This is a genomic window from Pectobacterium araliae, assembly GCF_037076465.1.
Taxonomy (GTDB): Bacteria; Pseudomonadota; Gammaproteobacteria; order Enterobacterales; family Enterobacteriaceae; genus Pectobacterium; species Pectobacterium araliae.
Window position 1 is genome coordinate 648,358 of record NZ_AP028908.1, and the last position, 21,217, is coordinate 669,574.

General features: G+C 52.8%; 17 protein-coding genes and 1 riboswitch. Of the genes, 8 read left to right on the top strand and 9 right to left on the bottom strand.

The window, feature by feature from the left end; genetic code table 11:
• Positions 1-258: 258 nt before the first annotated feature.
• Positions 259-1,881, top strand: coding sequence for a family 43 glycosylhydrolase (locus AACH44_RS02930; RefSeq protein WP_338659494.1), 1,623 nt, complete (start codon positions 259-261; stop codon positions 1,879-1,881).
• Between the two features lie 4 nt (positions 1,882-1,885).
• Here the strand turns inward: AACH44_RS02930 and thiQ are convergent, their stop codons facing one another.
• The 4 genes from thiQ to sgrR form a co-directional block, all read right to left on the bottom strand.
• Positions 1,886-2,596, bottom strand: coding sequence for a thiamine ABC transporter ATP-binding protein ThiQ (gene thiQ / locus AACH44_RS02935; RefSeq protein ID WP_261849021.1), 711 nt, complete (start codon positions 2,594-2,596; stop codon positions 1,886-1,888).
• Positions 2,583-4,190, bottom strand: coding sequence for a thiamine/thiamine pyrophosphate ABC transporter permease ThiP (thiP, locus tag AACH44_RS02940; RefSeq protein ID WP_338659495.1), 1,608 nt, complete (start codon positions 4,188-4,190; stop codon positions 2,583-2,585). The genes thiQ and thiP overlap by 14 nt, the downstream gene beginning before the upstream one ends.
• Positions 4,166-5,149, bottom strand: coding sequence for a thiamine ABC transporter substrate binding subunit (thiB, locus tag AACH44_RS02945; RefSeq protein WP_338659597.1), 984 nt, complete (start codon positions 5,147-5,149; stop codon positions 4,166-4,168). The genes thiP and thiB overlap by 25 nt, the downstream gene beginning before the upstream one ends.
• An 80-nt stretch (positions 5,150-5,229) precedes the next feature.
• A riboswitch (TPP riboswitch) is annotated at positions 5,230-5,326 on the bottom strand.
• Between the two features lie 37 nt (positions 5,327-5,363).
• On the bottom strand, positions 5,364-7,022 hold the full coding sequence (gene sgrR, locus AACH44_RS02950) for an HTH-type transcriptional regulator SgrR (RefSeq protein ID WP_261849023.1): 1,659 nt from the start codon (positions 7,020-7,022) through the stop codon (positions 5,364-5,366).
• Positions 7,023-7,112: 90 nt separating this feature from the next.
• Between sgrR and sgrT the strand changes: the two genes are divergently transcribed.
• From sgrT to AACH44_RS02970, 4 genes are all read left to right on the top strand, one after another.
• A complete protein-coding gene (gene sgrT / locus AACH44_RS02955) occupies positions 7,113-7,277 on the top strand; it encodes a glucose uptake inhibitor SgrT (protein WP_010299720.1) in 165 nt (54 codons plus the stop codon).
• A gap of 213 nt (positions 7,278-7,490) precedes the next feature.
• On the top strand, positions 7,491-8,330 hold the full coding sequence (locus tag AACH44_RS02960) for an AraC family transcriptional regulator (protein ID WP_261849024.1): 840 nt from the start codon (positions 7,491-7,493) through the stop codon (positions 8,328-8,330).
• A gap of 101 nt (positions 8,331-8,431) precedes the next feature.
• Entirely contained in the window at positions 8,432-9,166 is a 735-nt protein-coding gene (locus tag AACH44_RS02965) for an AzlC family ABC transporter permease (protein WP_338659496.1), read from the top strand.
• Positions 9,163-9,474, top strand: coding sequence for an AzlD domain-containing protein (locus tag AACH44_RS02970; protein ID WP_261849026.1), 312 nt, complete (start codon positions 9,163-9,165; stop codon positions 9,472-9,474). The genes AACH44_RS02965 and AACH44_RS02970 overlap by 4 nt, the downstream gene beginning before the upstream one ends.
• A gap of 87 nt (positions 9,475-9,561) precedes the next feature.
• Here AACH44_RS02970 and ltrA read toward each other — a convergent pair whose 3' ends face one another.
• The 5 genes from ltrA to leuA form a co-directional block, all read right to left on the bottom strand.
• Positions 9,562-10,950: a group II intron reverse transcriptase/maturase gene (gene ltrA, locus AACH44_RS02975; RefSeq protein WP_338659228.1), complete on the bottom strand. Its 1,389-nt coding sequence runs from the start codon at positions 10,948-10,950 to the stop codon at positions 9,562-9,564.
• A 512-nt stretch (positions 10,951-11,462) separates the two neighbouring features.
• A complete protein-coding gene (gene leuD, locus AACH44_RS02980) occupies positions 11,463-12,065 on the bottom strand; it encodes a 3-isopropylmalate dehydratase small subunit (protein ID WP_338659497.1) in 603 nt (200 codons plus the stop codon).
• Between the two features lie 13 nt (positions 12,066-12,078).
• Positions 12,079-13,479: a 3-isopropylmalate dehydratase large subunit gene (gene leuC, locus AACH44_RS02985; RefSeq protein WP_338659498.1), complete on the bottom strand. Its 1,401-nt coding sequence runs from the start codon at positions 13,477-13,479 to the stop codon at positions 12,079-12,081.
• A gap of 2 nt (positions 13,480-13,481) precedes the next feature.
• Positions 13,482-14,573 (bottom strand): 3-isopropylmalate dehydrogenase, encoded by a 1,092-nt coding sequence (gene leuB, locus AACH44_RS02990; protein ID WP_338659499.1) that lies wholly within the window; start codon positions 14,571-14,573, stop codon positions 13,482-13,484.
• Complete coding sequence (leuA, locus tag AACH44_RS02995) at positions 14,573-16,171, bottom strand: 2-isopropylmalate synthase (protein WP_261849030.1); 1,599 nt, start codon at positions 16,169-16,171, stop codon at positions 14,573-14,575. The genes leuB and leuA overlap by 1 nt, the downstream gene beginning before the upstream one ends.
• 410 nt (positions 16,172-16,581) lie before the next feature.
• Between leuA and AACH44_RS03000 the strand changes: the two genes are divergently transcribed.
• The 3 genes from AACH44_RS03000 (at position 16,582) to ilvN (ending at position 20,962) form a co-directional block, all read left to right on the top strand.
• Complete coding sequence (locus AACH44_RS03000; RefSeq protein ID WP_261849031.1) at positions 16,582-18,387, top strand: AMP-dependent synthetase/ligase; 1,806 nt, start codon at positions 16,582-16,584, stop codon at positions 18,385-18,387.
• Between the two features lie 362 nt (positions 18,388-18,749).
• Positions 18,750-20,468, top strand: coding sequence for an acetolactate synthase 3 large subunit (gene ilvI / locus AACH44_RS03005; protein WP_338659500.1), 1,719 nt, complete (start codon positions 18,750-18,752; stop codon positions 20,466-20,468).
• Positions 20,469-20,470: 2 nt separating this feature from the next.
• The gene (gene ilvN / locus AACH44_RS03010) at positions 20,471-20,962 is read left to right on the top strand and encodes an acetolactate synthase small subunit (RefSeq protein ID WP_261849033.1); all 492 of its coding nucleotides are present in this window, start codon (positions 20,471-20,473) and stop codon (positions 20,960-20,962) included.
• The last annotated feature ends 255 nt before the right edge of the window (positions 20,963-21,217 follow it).

Here is a 21,217-nt window from a genome sequence, read left to right on the forward strand (position 1 = left end):
TGTTCGAGTTATTTATGGTTGAGTGTTGTGTTCGAATGAATAATCAATCGTCAATTCATATAAGCACAGCAGTACAAAAAGACACAATACCCACAAGGAATAAAAACTGAATATGTCGAATTGGTCACAGTATATTGAAAATTTCACCGCTTGATTTTTCGCCGTATAACCGAGAGAAGCGTGATTACTTTCACAATTGGAACAGGGTTTCAATGTTATAAATTACAAAATAATCATTGGGATAGTGGGTGGTGACAAATGGGTGTTTCCCGAGTGGTAGGGAAAGGTGTATTGAGCGGTATCTTACTGATGGCAATGGGTATTGGCCAGGCGATAGCGTGTCAGGCTGGCCCTGCCAACGAATGGATGCGGGGTATTGAACAGCAGCGTCAGGCGGATTTGGGCAATGGCTGTTATCTCAATCCAATTATTGCGGGCGATCACCCCGATCCCACCCTTATCAAGGATGGCGCTGATTACTACATGACGTTTTCGTCCTTTGACGACATCCCCGGACTGCTGATTTGGCACTCGCGCGATTTAGTGAACTGGGAACCACTAAGCCCGGCGATCACGACGCCCGTTGATGCCATCTGGGCACCGGATTTGGTGAAGCATAACGACAAATACTTCATCTACTTCACTACAAACCGGATTATTGACGCCAAAGGGACGAAAAAGAAAACGCTGTATGTGATCACTGCTGATGATATTCATGGCCCGTGGACGCCGCCGAAAGATATCGGTTTGAAAAATCCGGCCAGCGATCCCGGTCATGTGGTAGGAGAAGATGGTAAGCGTTACATCTTTATGTCTGGCGGCAATCGCGTGCAGTTAACTGATGACGGGCTGTCGACGGTCGGCGACATGGAAGTGGTCTATCAGGGATGGCAATATCCGGAAGAGTGGGATGTGGAAAGCTTCTCGCAGGAAGGGCCAAAAATGCTGCGCCACGGTGATTACTTCTACATGGTGCTGGCGGAAGGTGGAACGGCTGGGCCGCCAACGGGACACATGGTGATTGCCGCCCGATCGAAATCGATCAACGGACCGTGGGAAAACTCGCCGCATAACCCGATTATCCGCACACAGGATCGTTCAGAGAAATGGTGGTCGCGCGGGCATGCGACGCTGATCGAAGGGCCGGATAAAAACTGGTACATGGTGTACCACGGTTATGAAAACGGCTTTATGACACTGGGGCGGCAGGCGATGCTGGAGCCGATCGTCTGGGGTGATGATGGCTGGTTTACATCCGCTGGATTCGATACCGGCAAACCGATTCGCAAGCCGGAAGGCGGCGAGGCAGTGCCTCATGGCATCGGCTGGTCTGATAGCTTTACCGACGAGAAATTTCCAGCCCGCTGGCATTTCTACCGCGCCAATGCAGAAGAGCTGAAGCGGGTCACGCTTAAAGACGGCAAGCTGCACCTGAAAGCAAAAGGCACGTCGCCGAAGGACAGCGCGCCGCTGACGATGATCCCCGGCGATCAGGCTTATCAGATTGAAGTCACGGCGAATTTTGCCCTAGGAGCGCAGGCCGGTTTACTGCTGTTCTATAACGCGAAGCTGTACGTTGGGCTGTCGTTTAATCAGGATGGCACCGTCATGCACCGCTATGGGCTGGAAAGGGCGGAGAAGAAACTGCCGCATATCACGGGTAATGAGGTGCAAATTCGGATGAAAAACGATCGCCATATCGTGACGTTTTACACCCGCACCTCGGATCAGGGAGCGTGGGAGAAATATCCGGTGCAAATGGAAGTGTCCGGTTATCATCACAACGTCGCGTATGACTTTCTCAGTTTGCGGCCTGCCCTGTATGCTTCAGGCGAGGGCGCCGTCACGTTCAGCAACTTGCGCTATCAGGCTTTGCCTTAATTCTTCAATCCGAAGACGGACGTGAAATTCCCAGGATGGTGGACGCTTCGGCGCTGCCATCCTGTAGCGCCTGAGTCGATCCATCATAATAAATTTGTCCGTCCACGATCAGCACCGTGCGCTTTGCGATCCGCATGGCGTCATCCAGATTGTGCGACACCATCAACAGCGTGAACTCACGCTCCTGACACACGCTTTCAACCAGATCGAGCATCTCCTGACGCAGCGCCGGATCGAGAGCCGAGAACGGTTCATCTAGCAGCAAAATGGGCTGATGACGCACCAGACAGCGTGCCAATGCCGCGCGCTGGCGCTGCCCGCCGGAAACCTGCGAGGGCAGACGATCCAGCAGATCCGCCAAACCCACCCGATCGGCGATCTGCTGTAGCGTTTCACGCTGTGCGGTACTGAGCCGCAGGCCGGGGTGCAGCCCCAGCGCGATGTTCTGCCCAATCGTCAGGTGAGGGAACAGATTATTTTCCTGAAACAGAATCGAAACTGGTCGTTTAGCCGGAGGCGTCTCGCGGTGAGATTCGCCGTTCAGTCGTAATTCCCCGCTGTCAGCCATCAGGAAGCCCGCAACCAGATTCAGCAGCGTGCTTTTCCCCGCACCGCTGGGGCCGAGGATGGTGATGCGCTCGCCCGGTTTGACGTGAAAATCAAAACGCATGGGCAAGTGTTGATAAAAGTAGGTCAATTTCTCAAGCGCGATCATGACGGCCTGCCAGTTTCTCAATCAGGGTAAATAATATAAAGCACAGCAGCATCAACAACAGCGCTGTGACTGCGCCGTCGGCGCTGCGATAGGAACCGATTTGCTGGTACAGATAGAACGGCAGCGTGCGGAACTGCTCATTGCCGAATAGCGCGATGACGCCGAAATCACCAATCGACAGCACGCAGGCAAAAGCCAACGCCTGCGCGAGCGGTTGTTTCAGCGCGGCGAGTTCGATCAGCCTTAGCCGCTGCCAGCCGTGAATATCCAGCGACGTACAGAGTCGGTTATAGCGCTCGGCAACGTCCAGCATTGGGTTTTCCAACACTTTGATCGCATACGGAATGGCCATCAGCGCGTTGGTGAACACCACCAGTGCGTAAGGGGATTGCGGTAGCCCGATGCTGTTATTCAGCAGCAGGAAAAAGCCGGTTGCCAGCACAATGCCCGGCATGGCGAGGATGAGCATACCGCTCAGGTTCATCAACTGCCCGAACAGTGGCTTTTGGCGTAGCTTGAGCTCGCGACTGCTCCAGAGCAGCATCATGGTTAGCACCAGACACAGGAGTCCCGCGCCTAAGGCAATGCGCAGTGAGGTAAACAGCGTTTGCCAGAGCACAGGTTGTTGCAGGACGGAAACCAATGAGCGGTTCACACCATCGACCACCACGGCCAGCAAAGGAGGCACGACCAGCAGCAACAGCGCACCAATCAGCAGGCCGTCGGTGAGGCGGCTTAAGGCGCTATCCTGCGGGTTACGCCAGGCAAGCTGCTGTGTGCTGCCAACGGGCAGAATCCGTCCCAGCCGCTGGCTCAGCAGCACCAAACCGAGACAGCAGACCATCTGAATTAACGCCAGCAGTGCCGCGCGCCCCGGATCGTAATCAAAGCTTAATGCCTGATAAATAGCCAGCTCAATGGTGGTCGCCTGCGGGCCACCGCCCAGCGACAGCACCGTGGCAAAACTGGCAAAGCAGAGCATAAAAATCAATGCGCCAGTGGGTAAAATCTGCCTGCGCAGGGCGGGCCATTCCAACAAACGGAAATGCTGCCAGCTGTTCATACCCAGATTGGCGGCTAGCTGGCGCTGCTCGGTGGCAATACCTTCTAAGGATTGCAATAGCAGTCGGGTTGCCAGCGGCAGATTGAAGAACACATGCGCCAGCAAAATTCCCTGCAACCCATAGGGCGAAAACGTGTATTTCAGGTCAAACCAGCCCAGCGCAGAGGCCAGCCAGCCTTGTCTGCCATAAACGCTGAGCAGGCCAAAAACGGCTACCAATACGGGCAGCACCAGCGTCATCGCGCACAGGCGCAACAGCCAGCGATGGCCGGGAAAGCGCCGTCGATACAGCGCTCTGGCAAGGAAAATGGCTGGAGCGGTAGAAAACAGCGCAGAGAGAAAGGCCTGCCAGAAGGTAAACCGAATGACATGCCAGAGATAGCTGTCATGCCATAGCGTGCGCCACTGGCTTTCGGGCGCCTGTATCCACAGTGCGCCGAAAGCCAGTACGGCAACGGAAATTAACAGCGTGGTGGCCAGCAGCCCCGGCCACAGACGTCCGCCGATTAGTGGCTGACGGCGCGTTGCCATGCCTGAATCCACAGCGTCCTTTGGTCGGCAACATCTTGTGCGCTGAACTGCATGGCTTTCTCAGGCACGGCGAGCGTCGCGAAGCCCGCAGGCAGGTCGGTTTTCACCGCCGGATACATCCAATTCGTCGTCGGGATAGCCTGTTGGAAGGTTGGGCTCAGGATGAACTGCATAAAGCGTTTTGCCAACTCGGGATTTTTGCTGGAAGCCAACTGCCCGGCGATTTCGATTTGCAGGTAATGTCCTTCGCTAAAGGTCGCTGCGGCGTAGTTGTCTTTCTTCTCTTCGATGATGTGGTAGGCCGGCGATGTGGTGTAGCTCAACACCAGATCCGCTTCCCCTTTCAGGAACAAACCGTAGGCTTCACTCCAGCCTTTGGTGACGGTAACGGTTTTTTTCGCCAACTTCTGCCAGGCTTGTGGCGCATCGTCGCCGTACACTTTCTGCATCCATAACAACAAACCTAGCCCCGGCGTGCTGGTGCGCGGATCCTGATAGATCACTTTCCACGGTGCATTGCTGTCCACCAGTTCATGCAGGCTTTTCGGCGGGTTTTTCAGCGTGTCTTTGTTATACACAAACGCGAAATAGCCGTAGTCGTAAGGAACGAAGGTTTTATTGCTCCAGCCGCCCGGCACCGTAACCGCACGGGTGTCCTGACCGTGTGGCGCAAACAGGCCGGTTTGCTCCGCTGCCTGCAACAGGTTGTTGTCCAGTCCCAGAATGATGTCCGCTTTGCTGTTTTTGCCTTCCATACGCAGGCGGTTTAGCAGCGATGCGCCATCCTCCAGTGCGACAAAATTCAGTTCGCACTCACACTCTTTTTCAAACGCGGTCTTGATGACGGGGCCTGGACCCCACTCGGAAGCGAACGAATCATAGGTATAAACGGTAAGCGCAGGTTTGGCGAAAGCGGATGCTGAGAGCAGTAACAGACAAGGCAGGCTGGTTTTCAGCACGGTGGCTGAACGGTGTAATAATTGATTTAACACTTTGCACTCCTGAGAATCATAGGGTGGCAAAGGACTTCGAGGCAGCAATAAGCCGCACTCTCAAATCCCTTCGCCGGTATTAACCGGATCAGGTTCGACGGGTATCTTCTCAGCGAAAAATTTTCCGCACCCCGTTGAGAACGGCACATTGTAAAGGGTTAAGTCGGGCAGCGAAAGGCTCTCAGCGTTCCGGCGGCGCAAACCAGGCGGATTTAAAATCAAACCAGCCCAACATATTCATCCTGACGCCGCGCATACTGCGCTGCCCTTGAAGTTGCAGCCAGTGATGCAATAGCGGATGCAGTTGCCCGCTTTTGATGAGTTTTTCACTCCATTCTGCCATTGAGAGTGTGTTATTACGCCACTGCTGTGCGTCGGTATCCAGGTCGTCGTTCAGGCAATGTTGCACCAGTGGCAGCTCATAGAGCATCGCAAACAGAGAGAATTCGAGCGGCAGATAACAATTCAGGCTACCAAACCAGATATCGCTTTCGGCATTACCCTGATACCAATCTTCGTAGCTGATGGTCTGAACATGCAACGTGACGCCCTGCTGCGCCAGCAGCGTACGCATAATCTCGCTCAATATCCGGTATTCTGGGTGCTCCTGATAGAACGTGAGCGTGACGTCGGTTAGTCCTTTGGGTATGGACTGTGGCGTATCGGGGTGATGATGATGCCAGCGCGGTAGCAGGCTATAGGCCGGTGACCAGTCGCGCTGGTTACTGATATTGGCGTGGTTGAGCAGCGAAATAGGATTAAATACCTGCCTGAGCCATTGCTGAGTCTCTGGGCGCTTGTTCAGCGGCGAGCGTTTGTCGAACAACAGGAAATAACCGCCTTCTTCCATTCTACTTTCCAACTGTTCGTGACGAGAATTGTCGGACTGGAACTGAACGAAGACGGGCATTTCTTCCGGTTCGTCCGGTAGGACCCAGATGTTGACCTCATCAATCAGCGCCCGATAGCCAAAATAGTCATCGAAAGCGCGGATCTTCAATTGGCTGCTGTTATTGCGCACCACGGCATAAGGGCCGGTGCCAATCGGGTGTTGGGCGAAATTCGGCAGCGTTTGCCACTCTTGTGGCAGGATCATGGCGTGTACGCTGGCTAAAAGCCACGGCAACCACGTATCTGGGTTGTGTAAGCGGATATCAATCACAAACGGCATCGGTGAGGTCACGGCCTCAATATGGGAAAAGAGCGGAAGCGAGGTGAGGCGCGATAACGATGTGGTGATGTCGTCCATCGTGAGTTCACGACCATGATGGAAGCGGATGGCCGGACGCAGATAAAAGCGCCAGTGCAGAGGAGATAAACTCTGCCAGTGATGAGCCAGATCGGGTTTCAGTTCCCCATTTTCCTCATTTATATTGGTGAGTCCGCTGAATATTTGTCGCGCAATGTGCATTTCCGAGCGTCGCAGTGCCGAGCTGGGCAATAAATTGTGTAACGGGCGGTAGTAGAGGATGCGCAGAATGTGCTTTCCTTGCCGGAAGCTCCGTCCAAGGTGGGCGAGTAGCATCTGGCGCACCGCTTCTTTGTCACCGACCAACTGCACCAGTTGCTCAATACGATCTTGTTCCAGCAAATCTTCGGCACGCTGCTGTTGTAGCGCTAATCCGGTATACACAAAGGAAAGTTGCGAACGTTTTCCTCTTCCGGCTTCGGCTTGCCAGATGAGCCAGCCTGCTTGTTGCATGGCGTTCAATAACGAGCGGATATGGCGGCGTGAGCAATTCAACACACCGGTCAGCTCTTGCAGTGTGGTGTCGGTGGTTTGCCCCTGAAAGTGCTGCCACAGGCGGATGAACTGTTGTTGCAATCGAGGGGAAGACATAAAAGAGGAACTCCCTGCACTAAAGTCATCAATTTATCTTTCCCTATATTACGTCGATACTTTCTAACAAGGAAAGAGAGGAGGTGGCTTATGGCAATTTCCCGTTTGTCCCAGTTCTATCGAGCCTACTTATCGACCTGTAAAGCGAAGTGGTTGCGGTGGATGTCTACCCAACAGCGCATTGCATTACTACAGCAGGCGACGCAGTGGCACCTGAAAGACATGTCCGACGACGAATACCGTCATTGGTTCTAGGTGGTGTGAGGAAACGTATTCTGAGTAATGGTGATGTTTCACCAACCAGCGAGTTCTCTCGCTGGTTTTTTTTCGCTGTTTTTTCCAGCATGGGGATGTTAATCCGTTTCTGATAGAATCGGTGAAACAGGTACACCGTTTCTGGATGATGAAGATCGCCTATTTTTCTTCTCTGTCTGAGCAATTTTGTACAAATGACAAGAGGGTTAACGCGTGCATAAAAAGCTGGTTGCGCAAGAGCAGACACATTTCAGACACCTGGAGGCACTCGGTGGTCTGGATATGTTGCAGGCGCAGTACTACCAGCAGCGTTTTCCTCGTCATGTGCATGATACCTATTGCATTAGCGTGATTGAGCAGGGGGCTCAACGCTTTTATCGTTCTGGTGCTGAGCACGTTGCGCCCAAAGGCGACATCATTCTGGTGAATGCAGACGATGTGCACACGGGGAGTTCTGAGGTAGAAACGGGATGGGCCTATCGCGCTATTTATCCTCACCCTGACCTTTTTCGCTCAATTAATCAGGATCTTCAACGCGCAAAAGATGCCATTCCGTGGTTTTCTGATGCGGTGGTGCACGATCCAGGATTAGCGGAACAACTGCTCATGACCTTCGATATGCTTGCTCAGCCGGGCAATCTGTTACTGAAAGAAACGCTGCTGCTGTCGTCATTAACCTGGCTGACGATGCGCTATAGCAAGACGCGCCTGACGCCACAGACACTACCTGTTGCGACCCAAAATATACTGAATGTTAAAGCCTTTATGGACAGCTATCCCGAGAGAGAACTCGCTCTTGTTGAACTGGCAGCGCTCGCTGAGCTTAGCGTATGGCACTTCTTACGGCAGTTTAAAGCCGTTGTCGGTATCACCCCCCACGCTTATTTGATCCAGGCACGTTTGCGTAAGGCGAAAGATCTACTGCGTAAAGGTCACTCTATCCTCGATGTTTCGGTGCAGTGTGGTTTTACCGATCAGAGTCACTTCCACCGCCATTTCAGAAATTCGTTGGGATTGACGCCGGGCGAGTTTACTAAGGGTAATTCACTCTAAACGCTATCCCTATTCTGAGGGGAAGCAACTTTATCCAATACTATTAAAAACCGTTTTGTTAGTTTTTCGCTATCGATTTATTTCTGGTAGTGCAATGTTATATGGAAAACGCCGTAACCCGTTCATCGTCTGAATCAAAAGACACCGTTAGTCCGTGGAAGCATTTTATGACCGGCGTGGTTGAAATGCTTCCACTCTGTTTATCCGTGGTGCCCTGGGGCATTCTGGCTGGTTCTATGGCTATTCAATCGGGATTATCTGTCGGACAAAGTATTGGGATGTCCGCGATTATTTTTGCGGGAGCAGCGCAGTTAGTCTCACTAGGGCTGCTTATGTCTGGCGCGAATGTCGTGACGTTATTAATCTCCGTTTTCTTTATCACCGCACAGCATCTTATTTACGGACTGACGTTACGTGAATATGTTTCAACGTTGAGATTAAGCAAGCGACTTCCTATCGGATATCTATTGTCCGATGAGCTTTTTGCACTCAGTGAAAAGAAAGACAGGAAGAACAATGTCAGTGCCAGTTATTTAATTGGTGCGGGATTCACCTTTTATATTTTCTGGAATATCTTCAGTATTCTTGGCGTGGTCATGGCGTCATCTGTGCCGGATTTGGATAAATATCACCTTGATTACTCTATCGTTGCTACGTTCATTACCATCGTTGTGCCGATGATAAAAAAGATCAGCACCTTCTCTGGTGTCCTATTCTCCCTGCTTCTGTCAATGCTATTGACCTATTTCAAGATAGAAGGTGCCATCGCGATTGCGGGTGTCGGTGGTATGTTTTTCTCTGTGTTTATTGCGTCCGTGCTTAAGGAAGAAAAATGAGTTGGTTATTGATATTTGTTCTGGCAGGGATCGTGTTTTTTAATCGCTATATTTTTCTCGAACCCGCTGTACCGGTAAAAATCCCTGTTTTACTGCATCGTGCGTTAAAGTATTCAGCTCCCTGTTTACTCACGGCAATTTGTGGGCCGATTATTTTAATGGAACACGGCGTTATCCGCGCTTTTCCTGATAATCCGTATTTTCTCGGCGCGATGGTGAGCATCGTGATTTCATTTTTTATCAGAAATATTGTGGTCGCTGTGCTTTTGAGTATGTTGGCGTTCTATATCATTGCCGCCTTGCTTTAGCGCTTAATGTAATCGAGTAGGAGGCGAGATTACTCCCGCCGTCCTCTCACACCACCGTACGTGCGGTTCCGCATACGGCGGTTCATGTTAACTCTGGAACTGCCGTTGCTGCTCCACTAGTGATATCAAGCCGAGTCGTCTGAACTGCGCCGTCTTTATCGCATCATTCATGTGACTCGACCCCGCGTTCCACCACGCTCCTCGCTGGTTACTCGCCGACCTCCACGCTCGCTTTTCACACAAGCCCGCTCGCATTAGCATTCGGGCTCGCGTATACGTTCGTTTCCATTGCCGCCACAGTAGACTGCGCAGTTTACGCCTGACCCAGCCGTCAATCTTCTCCAGAACTCCTTTTACTTCCGTGTATCTGAAGTAGCTCATCCAGCCTCGCAGTATCGGTGTGAGTTCATTGATTACGCCTTTCACTGATTTCGTCGCGTGCCCTGTCGTCAGGCTACGGATCTTCTCCTTCAGCCTCTCGACACTGCTCCCTGCGATCTTCAGTCGGGTCTGTTTGTGCCGTGTCACGCTGTATCCCAGGAACTTACGCTCCCACGGTCGCGCCACCGCACTCTTCTGCTCATTGACCTTTAGCTTCAGTATGTCTCTCAGGTACACCCTGATTGCCCTAAAGATATGCTCGCCTGCTTTGCGACTGCTCACGTAAATGTTGCAGTCATCCGCATAGCGACAGAAGCTGTGACCTCGACGCTCCAGTTCTTTATCCAGTTCATCCAGCAGAATGTTCGACAGTAGCGGCGACAACGGTCCGCCCTGCGGCATTCCCTTACCTCGCTTCTCTGTCTCGCACCCGTTCGTCATTTCCGCTTCAAGGTAGCGACGTATCAGTTTCAACAGCCGTTTATCCCTGACATGCCTCGCCAGACGTGACATCAAAATGTCATGATCCACCCGGTCAAAGAACTTTTCCAGATCCAGATCGACCACCCAGCGTTTCCCGCTTTGTATGTAGCGCTGTGCCTGTTGCACTGCCTGCCACGCATTGCGGTTACTTCTGAACCCGTAACTCGATTCGCAGAAGTGCGGCTCCACGACCGGACTGAGTTGTTGTGCTATCGCCTGCTGGATAAGCCTGTCCACTACCGTCGGGATACCCAGGGTTCTCACGCCGCCGTCCGGCTTTGGGATATCCACTCTGCGTATCGCCTGCGGCTGGTAGGCGCCCGTAATCAATGCCTGCCTGATACTCGCCCAGTTCTGTTTCAGCCACGGCTTCAACTCCGTCACTTTCAGGTTATCTACCCCTGCCGCGCCGTTGTTTTCCACCACGCGCTGATAGGCCAGCATCAGGTTCTCTCTCGTTATCACCGTTTCCATCGTCAACGGCATTTCCGCTTTCGTTTGCCCACCGACCGCCGTGGGGATTTCAGCACCCTCATGCAGCACTGACGGATACTGTCCGTCTCCTCTGCCGCTGGCCGCAGTGCTCTGCGCTTGTGCCTCATTAATTCCCATCGAGTATCGGTGTCCTAATCACGGTTAATCATGTTCAGCCCTTCATGCTGCCAGTTATGCAGCACTACTACGGCTTCGGCTGACTGCTGCACGTTCATCCCGTCGCCTCTCGACGCTCGGTAGCCCTGAAGCAAACGTGCAGCCCTCCCGGGGTAATTCGCGCGACCTTCCTGCTTATGCCTGTCAGCTTTACGTCACAGCGTTCTGTGCAAGTATTGGGCTTTGATGATATTTGCCACCTTACCCCGCTGTGCCGCCTAAACTGCTTCCTGTTCGTCAGGCCAGCATTTTGCCTTCAGCTTCCTTCAGATCCCACCTCGCGGTGGGCACCCTTGCCGTTCGGCTAACACTTCCCCTTGCCGGGTGTGTAGAGGACTTTCACCGCCAAGTCGCCCCTTGACCACTACAGTCAACGGACAGCGCCCGTCAAGGCGCTACGCGCCATGCCCGGCGCACAAAAAGAAAAAGCCCGCAATAAAACGTGCGGGCTTTGTGTTATCAATGATGCTAAATCAGTTCAAAAATGCAGGCTGATTCTTTTCGTATTCGGTGATAGACGCTTCGTGTTGCAGCGTCAGACCGATGCTGTCTAACCCGTTGATCATGCAGTGACGGCGGAAGCTGTCGATTTCAAACGGATAGCTTTTGCTGCCTGCTTGAACGACCTGATTTTCCAGATCGACGGTGAAGGTAATACCTTCCTGCCCGTTAACCAGCTTGAACAGCTCGTCCACTTCTTCGTCGCTCAACTTTACTGGCAACAACTGGTTGTTAAACGAGTTGCCGTAGAAGATATCGGCAAAGCTTGGGGCGATAACGACGCTAAAGCCGTAATCAGTCAGCGCCCATGGTGCGTGCTCACGGGAAGAGCCGCAGCCGAAGTTTTCCCGCGCCAGCAGGATGCTTGCTCCCTTGTAATGCGGCTGGTTCAGCACAAACTCAGGGTTGGGTTGTTGGCCTGCATCGTCCAGAAAGCGCCAGTCGTGGAACAGATGTTGGCCGAAACCCGTACGTGTTACCTTTTGCAGAAACTGCTTGGGAATGATGGCGTCGGTATCGACGTTAGCGGCATCCAGAGGAACCACCAGACCTGTATGTTGAGTAAATTTAGCCATGTCGGTTTCTCTCTTAATTCAACTCGCGGACGTCGGCAAAGCGACCCGTCACCGCAGCAGCAGCAGCCATCGCTGGGCTGACCAAATGGGTGCGGCCTGCGCGCCCCTGACGGCCTTCAAAGTTACGGTTGCTGGTTGAGGCACAACGCTCGCCGGGGTTCAGACGGTCATTGTTCATCGCCAGGCACATGGAACAGCCCGGTAAGCGCCACTCAAAACCGGCTTCGATAAACACTTTATCCAGCCCTTCCAGCTCCGCCATGGTTTTTACTGGGCCGGAACCGGGTACGACGATAGCCTGAACGCCCGCGGCGACTTTACGCCCTTTGGCGATTTTTGCCGCTGCGCGCAAATCTTCGATGCGCGAGTTGGTACAGGAACCAATGAAGACTTTATCGATCTTCACGTCGGTCAGTTTAATGCCGGGTTGCAGATCCATATACGCCAATGCTTTGGCCGCAGAAGCACGTTCTACCGGATCGCTGAAAGAATCAGGGTTAGGGATTTCCTGATTGACGGCAATAACCTGACCGGGGTTGGTGCCCCAGGTAACCTGCGGCGCGATCTGTGCGGCGTCCAGTGTAACGACAGTGTCGAACTGTGCATCATCATCGGATTTCAATGTGCTCCAGTAGGCAACAGCGGCGTCCCAGTTGGCGTCTTTCGGTGCGAACTGACGGCCTTTCAGGTAGTTGAAGGTGGTTTCATCCGGTGCAACCAGACCCGCCTTCGCCCCCATCTCAATGGCCATGTTGCACAGCGTCATACGGCCTTCCATGCTCAGTGCACGAATAGCTTTGCCACAGAATTCAACTACATGGCCCGTGCCGCCCGCGCTACCGGTTTTACCGATGATCGCCAGCACGATATCTTTCGCGGTGATGCCGTGTGCAGCATCACCGGTGACTTCAATCTTCATGGTTTTGGCACGACCCTGTTTCAGGGTTTGCGTCGCCAGCACATGTTCTACTTCCGATGTACCGATACCGAAGGCCAGTGAGCCAAACGCGCCGTGTGTTGCGGTGTGGGAGTCACCGCAGACGATGGTCATACCCGGCAGTGTCATCCCTTGTTCTGGGCCGATAACGTGAACGATACCCTGATTCGGGTGGTTCAGGTCATACAGCTGAACGCCGAATTCCGCACAGTTTTTGATTAACTCCTGCATCTGAATGCGAGCCATCTCACCGCTGGCATTGATGTCTTTGGTTTGCGTGGACACGTTGTGGTCCATGGTCGCGAAGGTTTTCCCCGGTTGACGAACCTTACGACCCATCGCACGCAGGCCATCAAACGCCTGCGGGGATGTCACTTCGTGTACCAGATGCCTGTCGATATACAACAGCGGTGTTTCGTTCGGCGCTTCATGAACGATGTGCGCGTCGTACAGTTTTTGATATAACGTCTTACCCATGGTTATGCCCCTTGCGCCACGAAACGCGCAATCACGTCGCCCATTTCACTGGTTCCGATCGCGTTGTTGGCGTTTGCCAGATCGGCGGTGCGGTAACCTTCAGCCAGCGCAGTATTGACGGCTTTTTCGATCGCCTCTGCGGCATCATCCGCACCCAGGCTATAACGCAGCAGCAGCGCCAGCGACAGAATCTGCGCGATCGGGTTGGCAATGTCTTTACCCGCGATATCCGGTGCGGAACCGCCAGCAGGCTCGTACAAACCGAAGCCTTGCTCATTCAGGCTGGCGGAAGGCAGCATACCCATTGAGCCAGTAATCATGGCGCACTCGTCGGACAGAATGTCACCGAACAGGTTAGAACACAGCATCACGTCAAACTGAGACGGATCTTTAATTAACTGCATTGTCGCGTTATCGATATACAGATGCGACAGCTTCACATCTGGGTAGGCTTTGGCGACTTCTGTGACGATCTCGCGCCACAGAATAGAACTTTGCAGTACGTTGGCTTTATCGATGGAAGTGACGATGCTGCGACGTTTACGTGCGGATTCAAACGCGATATGTGCGATGCGCTCAATCTCGAAACGGTGATACACCTCAGTATCGAAAGCGCGCTCATACTGACCGCTACCTTCGCGTCCTTTCGGCTGACCAAAGTAGATCCCCCCCGTCAGTTCGCGGACGCACAGGATATCAAAGCCTTTCGCGGCGATGTCGCTACGCAGCGGACAAAATGCTTCCAGTCCTTGATACAGGCGTGCAGGACGCAGGTTACTGAACAGTTTGAAGTGCTTACGCAGGGGCAATAACGCACCGCGCTCCGGTTGTTCTGCGGGTGGCAGGTGTTCCCATTTCGGGCCGCCAACGGAACCGAACAGAATCGCATCGGCCTGCTCACAACCCGCAACGGTCGCCTGCGGCAACGGTGTGCCCTGATGGTCAATGGCGATACCGCCAACGTCGTATTCACTGGTGGTAATGCGGATACCAAAACGCTGACGTACCGCATCCAGTACTTTGTGGGCCTGTGCCATTACTTCTGGGCCAATGCCGTCTCCGGGTAAAACGGCGATATGGTAGCTCTTTGTCATCACACTGTTTCCTGACTGTTTTGTTGTTTGCTATCGTTTTGTTGTTGGTTATTGTGCTGTTGCAGACGTTGAATTTCTTTTTCTACCTGTTGAGCACGTTTGATGTTGTTTAATACATTTACCATTGCTTGCGCGGAAGATTCAACGATATCCGTTGCCAAACCGACGCCGTGGAAACGACGACCTTGATAATCCGCGACGATATCAACCTGACCCAGTGCATCACGCCCCTGACCTTTGGCGGTCAGTTGGTATTTAACCAGCGAAACCTGATAACCCGTAATGCGGTTGATCGCCTGATACACGGCATCTACCGGACCATTACCCGTTGCGGCTTCTGACTGGGTTTCTTCACCACAGACCAGTTTGACTGAAGCGGTTGCCATCACGCTGGAACCAGACTGAACGCTGAAATAGTCCAAACGGTAGAATTCGGGCTCTTCCTGCTGACGGTTGATAAAGGCCAGCGCTTCCAGATCGTAATCAAACACCTGACCTTTTTTATCTGCCAGTTTCAGGAACGCGGAGTACAAATCGTCCAGATTGTAATCGCTGTCCTGATAGCCCATCTCTTCCATGCGGTGTTTCACCGCTGCGCGACCAGAACGGGAAGTCAGGTTCAACTGCACTTCTTTCAGGCCGATGGATTCCGGCGTCATGATTTCGTAGTTTTCACGATTTTTCAGCACGCCATCCTGATGAATGCCTGAAGAGTGAGCGAAGGCGTTGGCACCGACGACCGCTTTGTTGGCCGGAATCGGCATGTTGCAAATCTGGCCGACCAGTTGGCTGGTGCGGTAGATTTCCTGATGATTGATGTTGGTGTGGACATTCAGGAGGTTATGGCGGGTTTTGATCGCCATGATGACTTCTTCCAGTGAACAGTTACCGGCACGCTCACCGATACCATTCAACGTGCCTTCGACCTGACGAGCGCCTGCGTGAACCGCGGCCATCGCATTGCCGACAGCCAAACCCAGATCGTCGTGAGTGTGAACAGAAATGATGGCTTTATCGATGTTGGGAACATGCTGGTACAGTGAAGCGATGATATTGCCGAACTCGTGCGGCATGGTGTAGCCGACGGTATCTGGGATATTAATGGTGCGAGCACCGGCGTTGATGGCGGCTTCGACCACGCGACACAGATCGGGGATTGGTGTGCGACCTGCATCTTCGCAGGAGAATTCGACGTCGTCTGTATAGTTACGTGCGCGTTTGATCATGTAAATCGCACGTTCGATCACTTCATCCAGTGTGCTGCGCAGCTTGGTGGCGATGTGCATCGGTGAGGTCGCGATAAAGGTGTGGATACGGAAAGCCTCTGCGACACGCAGCGCTTCCGCGGCGACATCGATATCCTTTTCGACACAGCGGGTCAGGCCGCACACACGACTATTTTTGATGTTGCGAGCGATGGTCTGAACGGATTCGAAGTCGCCGGGAGAGGACACCGGAAAGCCAACCTCCATGACATCAACGCCCATACGCTCCAGGGCGAAGGCAATTTGCAGCTTTTCTTTTACGCTCAAACTCGCCTGTAAAGCCTGTTCACCATCGCGTAATGTGGTATCGAAAATAATGACTTGCTCGCTCATAGGTTTAGTTCCTTGTCGTGTCTACTTGTACTTAGCGCTCGGCGAGTAAAAAAAAACCCGCGCATCAGCGCGGGTTTTTGTATCGTGTGGCGAGAAACTTAGTTCTTCACTCTGCCCACAGACCTACCGCGCAAGAAGGATGCGTTTAGTAGTAGGCCTAGTAGGAAAGTAAAATTGAACATGGGATCTCGTCATCCAAAATTCGGTATTGCAATATTGGTACGCGATTATCAGGGTTATGTCAACGTTTGATTGATGTGACGTGCGTCAAGTAAACCAGCGATAGCCCGCGGCGAATGAACGAAAGATCGTTGCGGTTTTGAACAATGGCGGTAGACTGCACGCCAAATAATGTACAGCTGTACGCTGAAATGCTGTCGAATTCATTTCCCTTATAAATTCTTTTACAGATGACTAATCATTTACAGCCATACCATGTGGTGCACCGGGTTCAAGATCGGATCAATCACTGCGCAGGTCGTATTGCGTTGCGCGAGTGGACGCCTGCGGGCGAGCAGCAACTTACCTGGACACAGGCAGGGCAGCGCATTCAGCGCATTGCCAGCGCGCTTTTAGCGCAGGGCGTGGATGTTCAGGAACGGGTTGCGATTTTCTCTCACAACTCGATGAATTGGTCGCTAGCCGACCTGGCGCTGTTGCACCTGCGTGCGATCAGCGTGCCAATTTATGCCACGAATACGGCGGCACAGGCGGCGTTCATTATCAATGATGCGGATATCCGCACGATATTCGTCGGTGGTCAGGAGCAGTTGGATGCGCTGCTGGTGCTACGCGATACCTGCCCACAGTTGCGAAATATTATCGTGATGGATGAGAGCGTTAACCTGCACGGTAGTGATATTGCCCAATCGCTGCATGAATTTGAAGCGCAGGCGGTAGACGATTTCTGGCGTGATGAATGGCAACAGCGCATCAATAGTCGCGATCTCAACGATCTGTTTACCTTGATTTATACCTCTGGCACCACGGGTGAGCCAAAAGGCGTCATGTTGGATTACACCAACATGGCGATGCAGCTTAAGCTGCACGATGATCGTCTGGATATGTCCGAGAACGACGTGTCGCTCTGTTTCTTGCCGCTTTCTCACGTATTTGAGCGCGCATGGAGTTTTGTCATCATGCACCGTGGCGCGCAGAACGTGTACCTCAGCGATACCAATCTGGTGCGTGCCGCGATGCAGGCGGTGAAGCCGACGGTGATGTGCGCCGTACCGCGTTTTTATGAGAAGGTTTACAGCGCCATTAATGAAAAAGTGGCACAGGCACCGTGGTATCGCCAGCGGCTTTTCAACTGGGCTATTACGCAGGGGCAACACGCTTTTCTGGCTAGCCAAGCCGCGAAGAAAGGCGGACTTTTCCACCGCGTGATGCATCGCTATGCAGACCGACTGGTGTTAGGGAAGCTCCGCCAACTGCTGGGGGGCGAGATTCGCTTTATGCCAGCAGCAGGCGCAAGACTGGATGACAATATCATTCTGTTTTTTCAGTCGATCGGGATTCGCATCATCTATGGTTACGGCATGACCGAAACCTGCGCGACGGTTTCCTGCTGGGAAGAGAACCGTTTCCGCTTAGGTTCTATTGGCACGCCGCTACCGGGCATTGATGTCCGTATTGGCGAGGAAAAAGAGATTCAGGTGCGCGGGGCAACCATCATGCGGGGGTATTTTCATCGTCCGCAAGAAACCGCAGACGCTTTTACCGAAGACGGCTGGTTGAAAACCGGCGATGCGGGGGAACTGGATACCAATGGTAACCTGTTTATTACCGAGCGCTTGAAAGATCTGATGAAAACCTCGGGCGGTAAATACATCGCACCGCAGCATCTGGAAGGCACGCTGGGGCAGGATCGTTTTATCGAACAGGTTGCGATTATCGCGGACACGCGTAAGTACGTGTCTGCGCTGATTGTTCCCTGTTTTGAGGCGCTGGAAGAATACGCTCACTCTATTAACCTGAAGTACCACGATCGTCTGGAATTGCTGCGTCACAGCCATATTATTGAGCTGTTCGAACAGCGTCTGCGGGAAATGCAGAAGGAATTTTCTCGCGTTGAGCAGGTGAAGAAATTCACGCTACTTCCTGTGCCGTTTTCGATGGACGAAGGGGAGCTGACGCCAACGCTCAAGCTGCGCAGGAAGATCATCAACCAGCGTTACCAGTTGGAAATTGATGCGATGTACGCAGAGTCTTGATGATGTCGTAGGCCGAAAAATTCGTTTCCTGAAAAGAAAAGGGGGTTTTCGGCCTCAAGATTTCACTCTGTAATTTATGGCCTTTATGGACGATCTCTCAGGTCTACAGGTCCCTGATTAGTATTTTATCTCAGTTCTTTTTTCACTCACGTTCGATTTCCCCTAGTTCTGATTAAGAACGGTGGTTTTTTGCCGTTTGTCTGCGTCATAATCTGGCGTTATGTTAATGGGTTATTAGTCATCCCTATAATATTTCGTATTCTTGTACTAAAAGTTAACAGTATTAACACAACGTGAGCGCGGGGATTTCCCCCGATCAATACAGAAACGGGCTCCGTTTTCTGAACAAAAGAGGCAGATCCATGGAGATGTTGTCAGGCGCCGAAATGGTGGTCCGATCGTTGATCGATCAGGGCGTAAAACATGTGTTCGGTTATCCGGGCGGTGCGGTGTTGGATATTTACGACGCCCTGCATACGGTTGGCGGTATCGAGCATATTTTGGTGCGGCATGAGCAAGGTGCGGTACATATGGCCGATGGCTATGCGCGTGCGACGGGTGAGGTCGGTGTTGTGCTGGTTACCTCCGGTCCCGGCGCGACAAATGCCATTACCGGTATTGCTACGGCGTATATGGACTCTATTCCTATGGTGGTGTTGTCTGGTCAGGTTGCCACCTCGCTGATTGGCTATGATTCCTTTCAGGAATGCGACACGGTCGGAATTTCCCGCCCTATCGTGAAGCACAGCTTTTTGGTCAAGAAAGTTGAAGATGTCCCGACGATCCTGAAAAAAGCGTTTTATCTGGCATCAACCGGACGTCCGGGGCCGGTAGTCGTCGATCTACCCAAGGACATCATGAATCCGGCGAATAAATTGCCGTATGTTTATCCCGAAAGCGTCAGCATGCGTTCCTATAACCCGACGGTTCAAGGGCATAAAGGTCAGATTCGCCGTGCGTTGCAAACCCTGTTGGCGGCAGAAAAGCCGATTATCTACAGCGGTGGTGGCGTGATCAATGCGGAGTGCCACGAAGAACTGCTGACGCTGGCGGAAAAACTCAATCTGCCAGTGACCACCTCTCTGATGGGACTGGGCGGCTTCCCTGGAACGCACCGCCAATGCCTCGGCATGCTGGGGATGCACGGGACGTATGAAGCCAACATGGCTATGCATAACGCCGATGTGATTTTTGCCGTTGGGGTGCGCTTCGATGACCGTACGACCAACAATCTGGCGAAGTACTGCCCGAATGCGACGGTGTTGCATATTGATATCGATCCCGCATCGATTTCCAAAACGGTAAACGCCGATATTCCTATCGTGGGCGATGCCAAACAGGTGTTAAGCCTGATGCTGGAATTGCTGGCGCAGGATGGTGCACCGCAACAGTTTGATGCACTACGCGACTGGTGGCAGGGTATCGAACAGTGGCGTGGTCGTCACTGTCTGAAATACAACACCGAAAGCGACAAGATTAAACCGCAGGCGGTGATTGAAACGTTGCATCGGCTGACCGAAGGTAAAGCCTATGTGGCATCGGATGTCGGCCAGCACCAGATGTTTGCCGCGCTGTATTATCCGTTCGATTTACCGCGCCGCTGGGTGAATTCCGGTGGGCTGGGAACGATGGGCTTTGGTCTGCCTGCCGCGTTGGGGATTAAGCTTGCGCTGCCGAGAGAAACGGTCATTTGTGTCACGGGCGATGGCAGTATTCAGATGAATATTCAGGAGCTTTCTACGGCACTGCAATACGATCTGCCGGTTGTGGTGATCAACCTGAACAACCGTTTCCTCGGCATGGTGAAGCAGTGGCAGGATATGATCTACTCTGGCCGCCATTCCAGTTCTTATATGGAATCGTTACCGGATTTCGTTAAGCTGGCTGAAGCGTATGGCCACGTCGGGATTTCTATCGATACGCCGGACGAACTGGAAAGTAAGCTGTCGCAAGCGCTGGCGCAGAAAGATCGCCTGGTGTTTGTTGATATCAACATCGATAGCAGCGAGCATGTTTACCCCATGCAGATTCGTGGCGGGGCGATGGATGAGATGTGGTTGAGCAAAACGGAGAGGACCTGATCATGCGGCGGATTTTATCAGTATTACTTGAGAATGAATCAGGCGCCTTGTCACGTGTCGTCGGCCTGTTTTCACAGCGCGGCTACAACATCGAAAGCCTGACAGTTGCACCAACTGAAGACCCGACGCTATCCCGTATGACTATCCAAACGGTAGGCGATGAGAAGGTGCTGGAGCAGATCGAAAAGCAACTGCACAAGCTGGTGGATGTCCTACGCGTCAGTGAACTGGGGCAGGGGGCGCACGTTGAGCGTGAGATCATGCTGGCGAAGCTACAGGCGACAGGTTATGGCCGTGAAGAGGTGAAACGGTGCGCCGATATTTTCCGTGGCCAGATCGTGGATGTCACCGCCTCGCTGTATACCGTACAGCTTGCTGGCACCAGCGATAAACTGGATGCGTTCCTCAGCGCCGTGCGTGAAGTTGCCGAAATTGTTGAAGTAGCGCGTTCGGGAATCGTTGGTGTATCGCGCGGCGATAAGATCATGCGTTAATCGATTTCGCTGCTTTTTCCTTTAAAAGGCTCGATATCATCGTATCGAGCCTTTTTATTTGTGCGCCGGGCATGGCGCGTAGCGCCTTGACGGGCGCTGTCCGTTGACTGTAGTGGTCAAGGGGCGACTTGGCGGTGAAAGTCCTCTACACACCCGGCAAGGGGAAGTGTTAGCCGAACGGCAAGGGTGCCCACCGCGAGGTGGGATCTGAAGGAAGCTGAAGGCAAAATGCTGGCCTGACGAACAGGAAGCAGT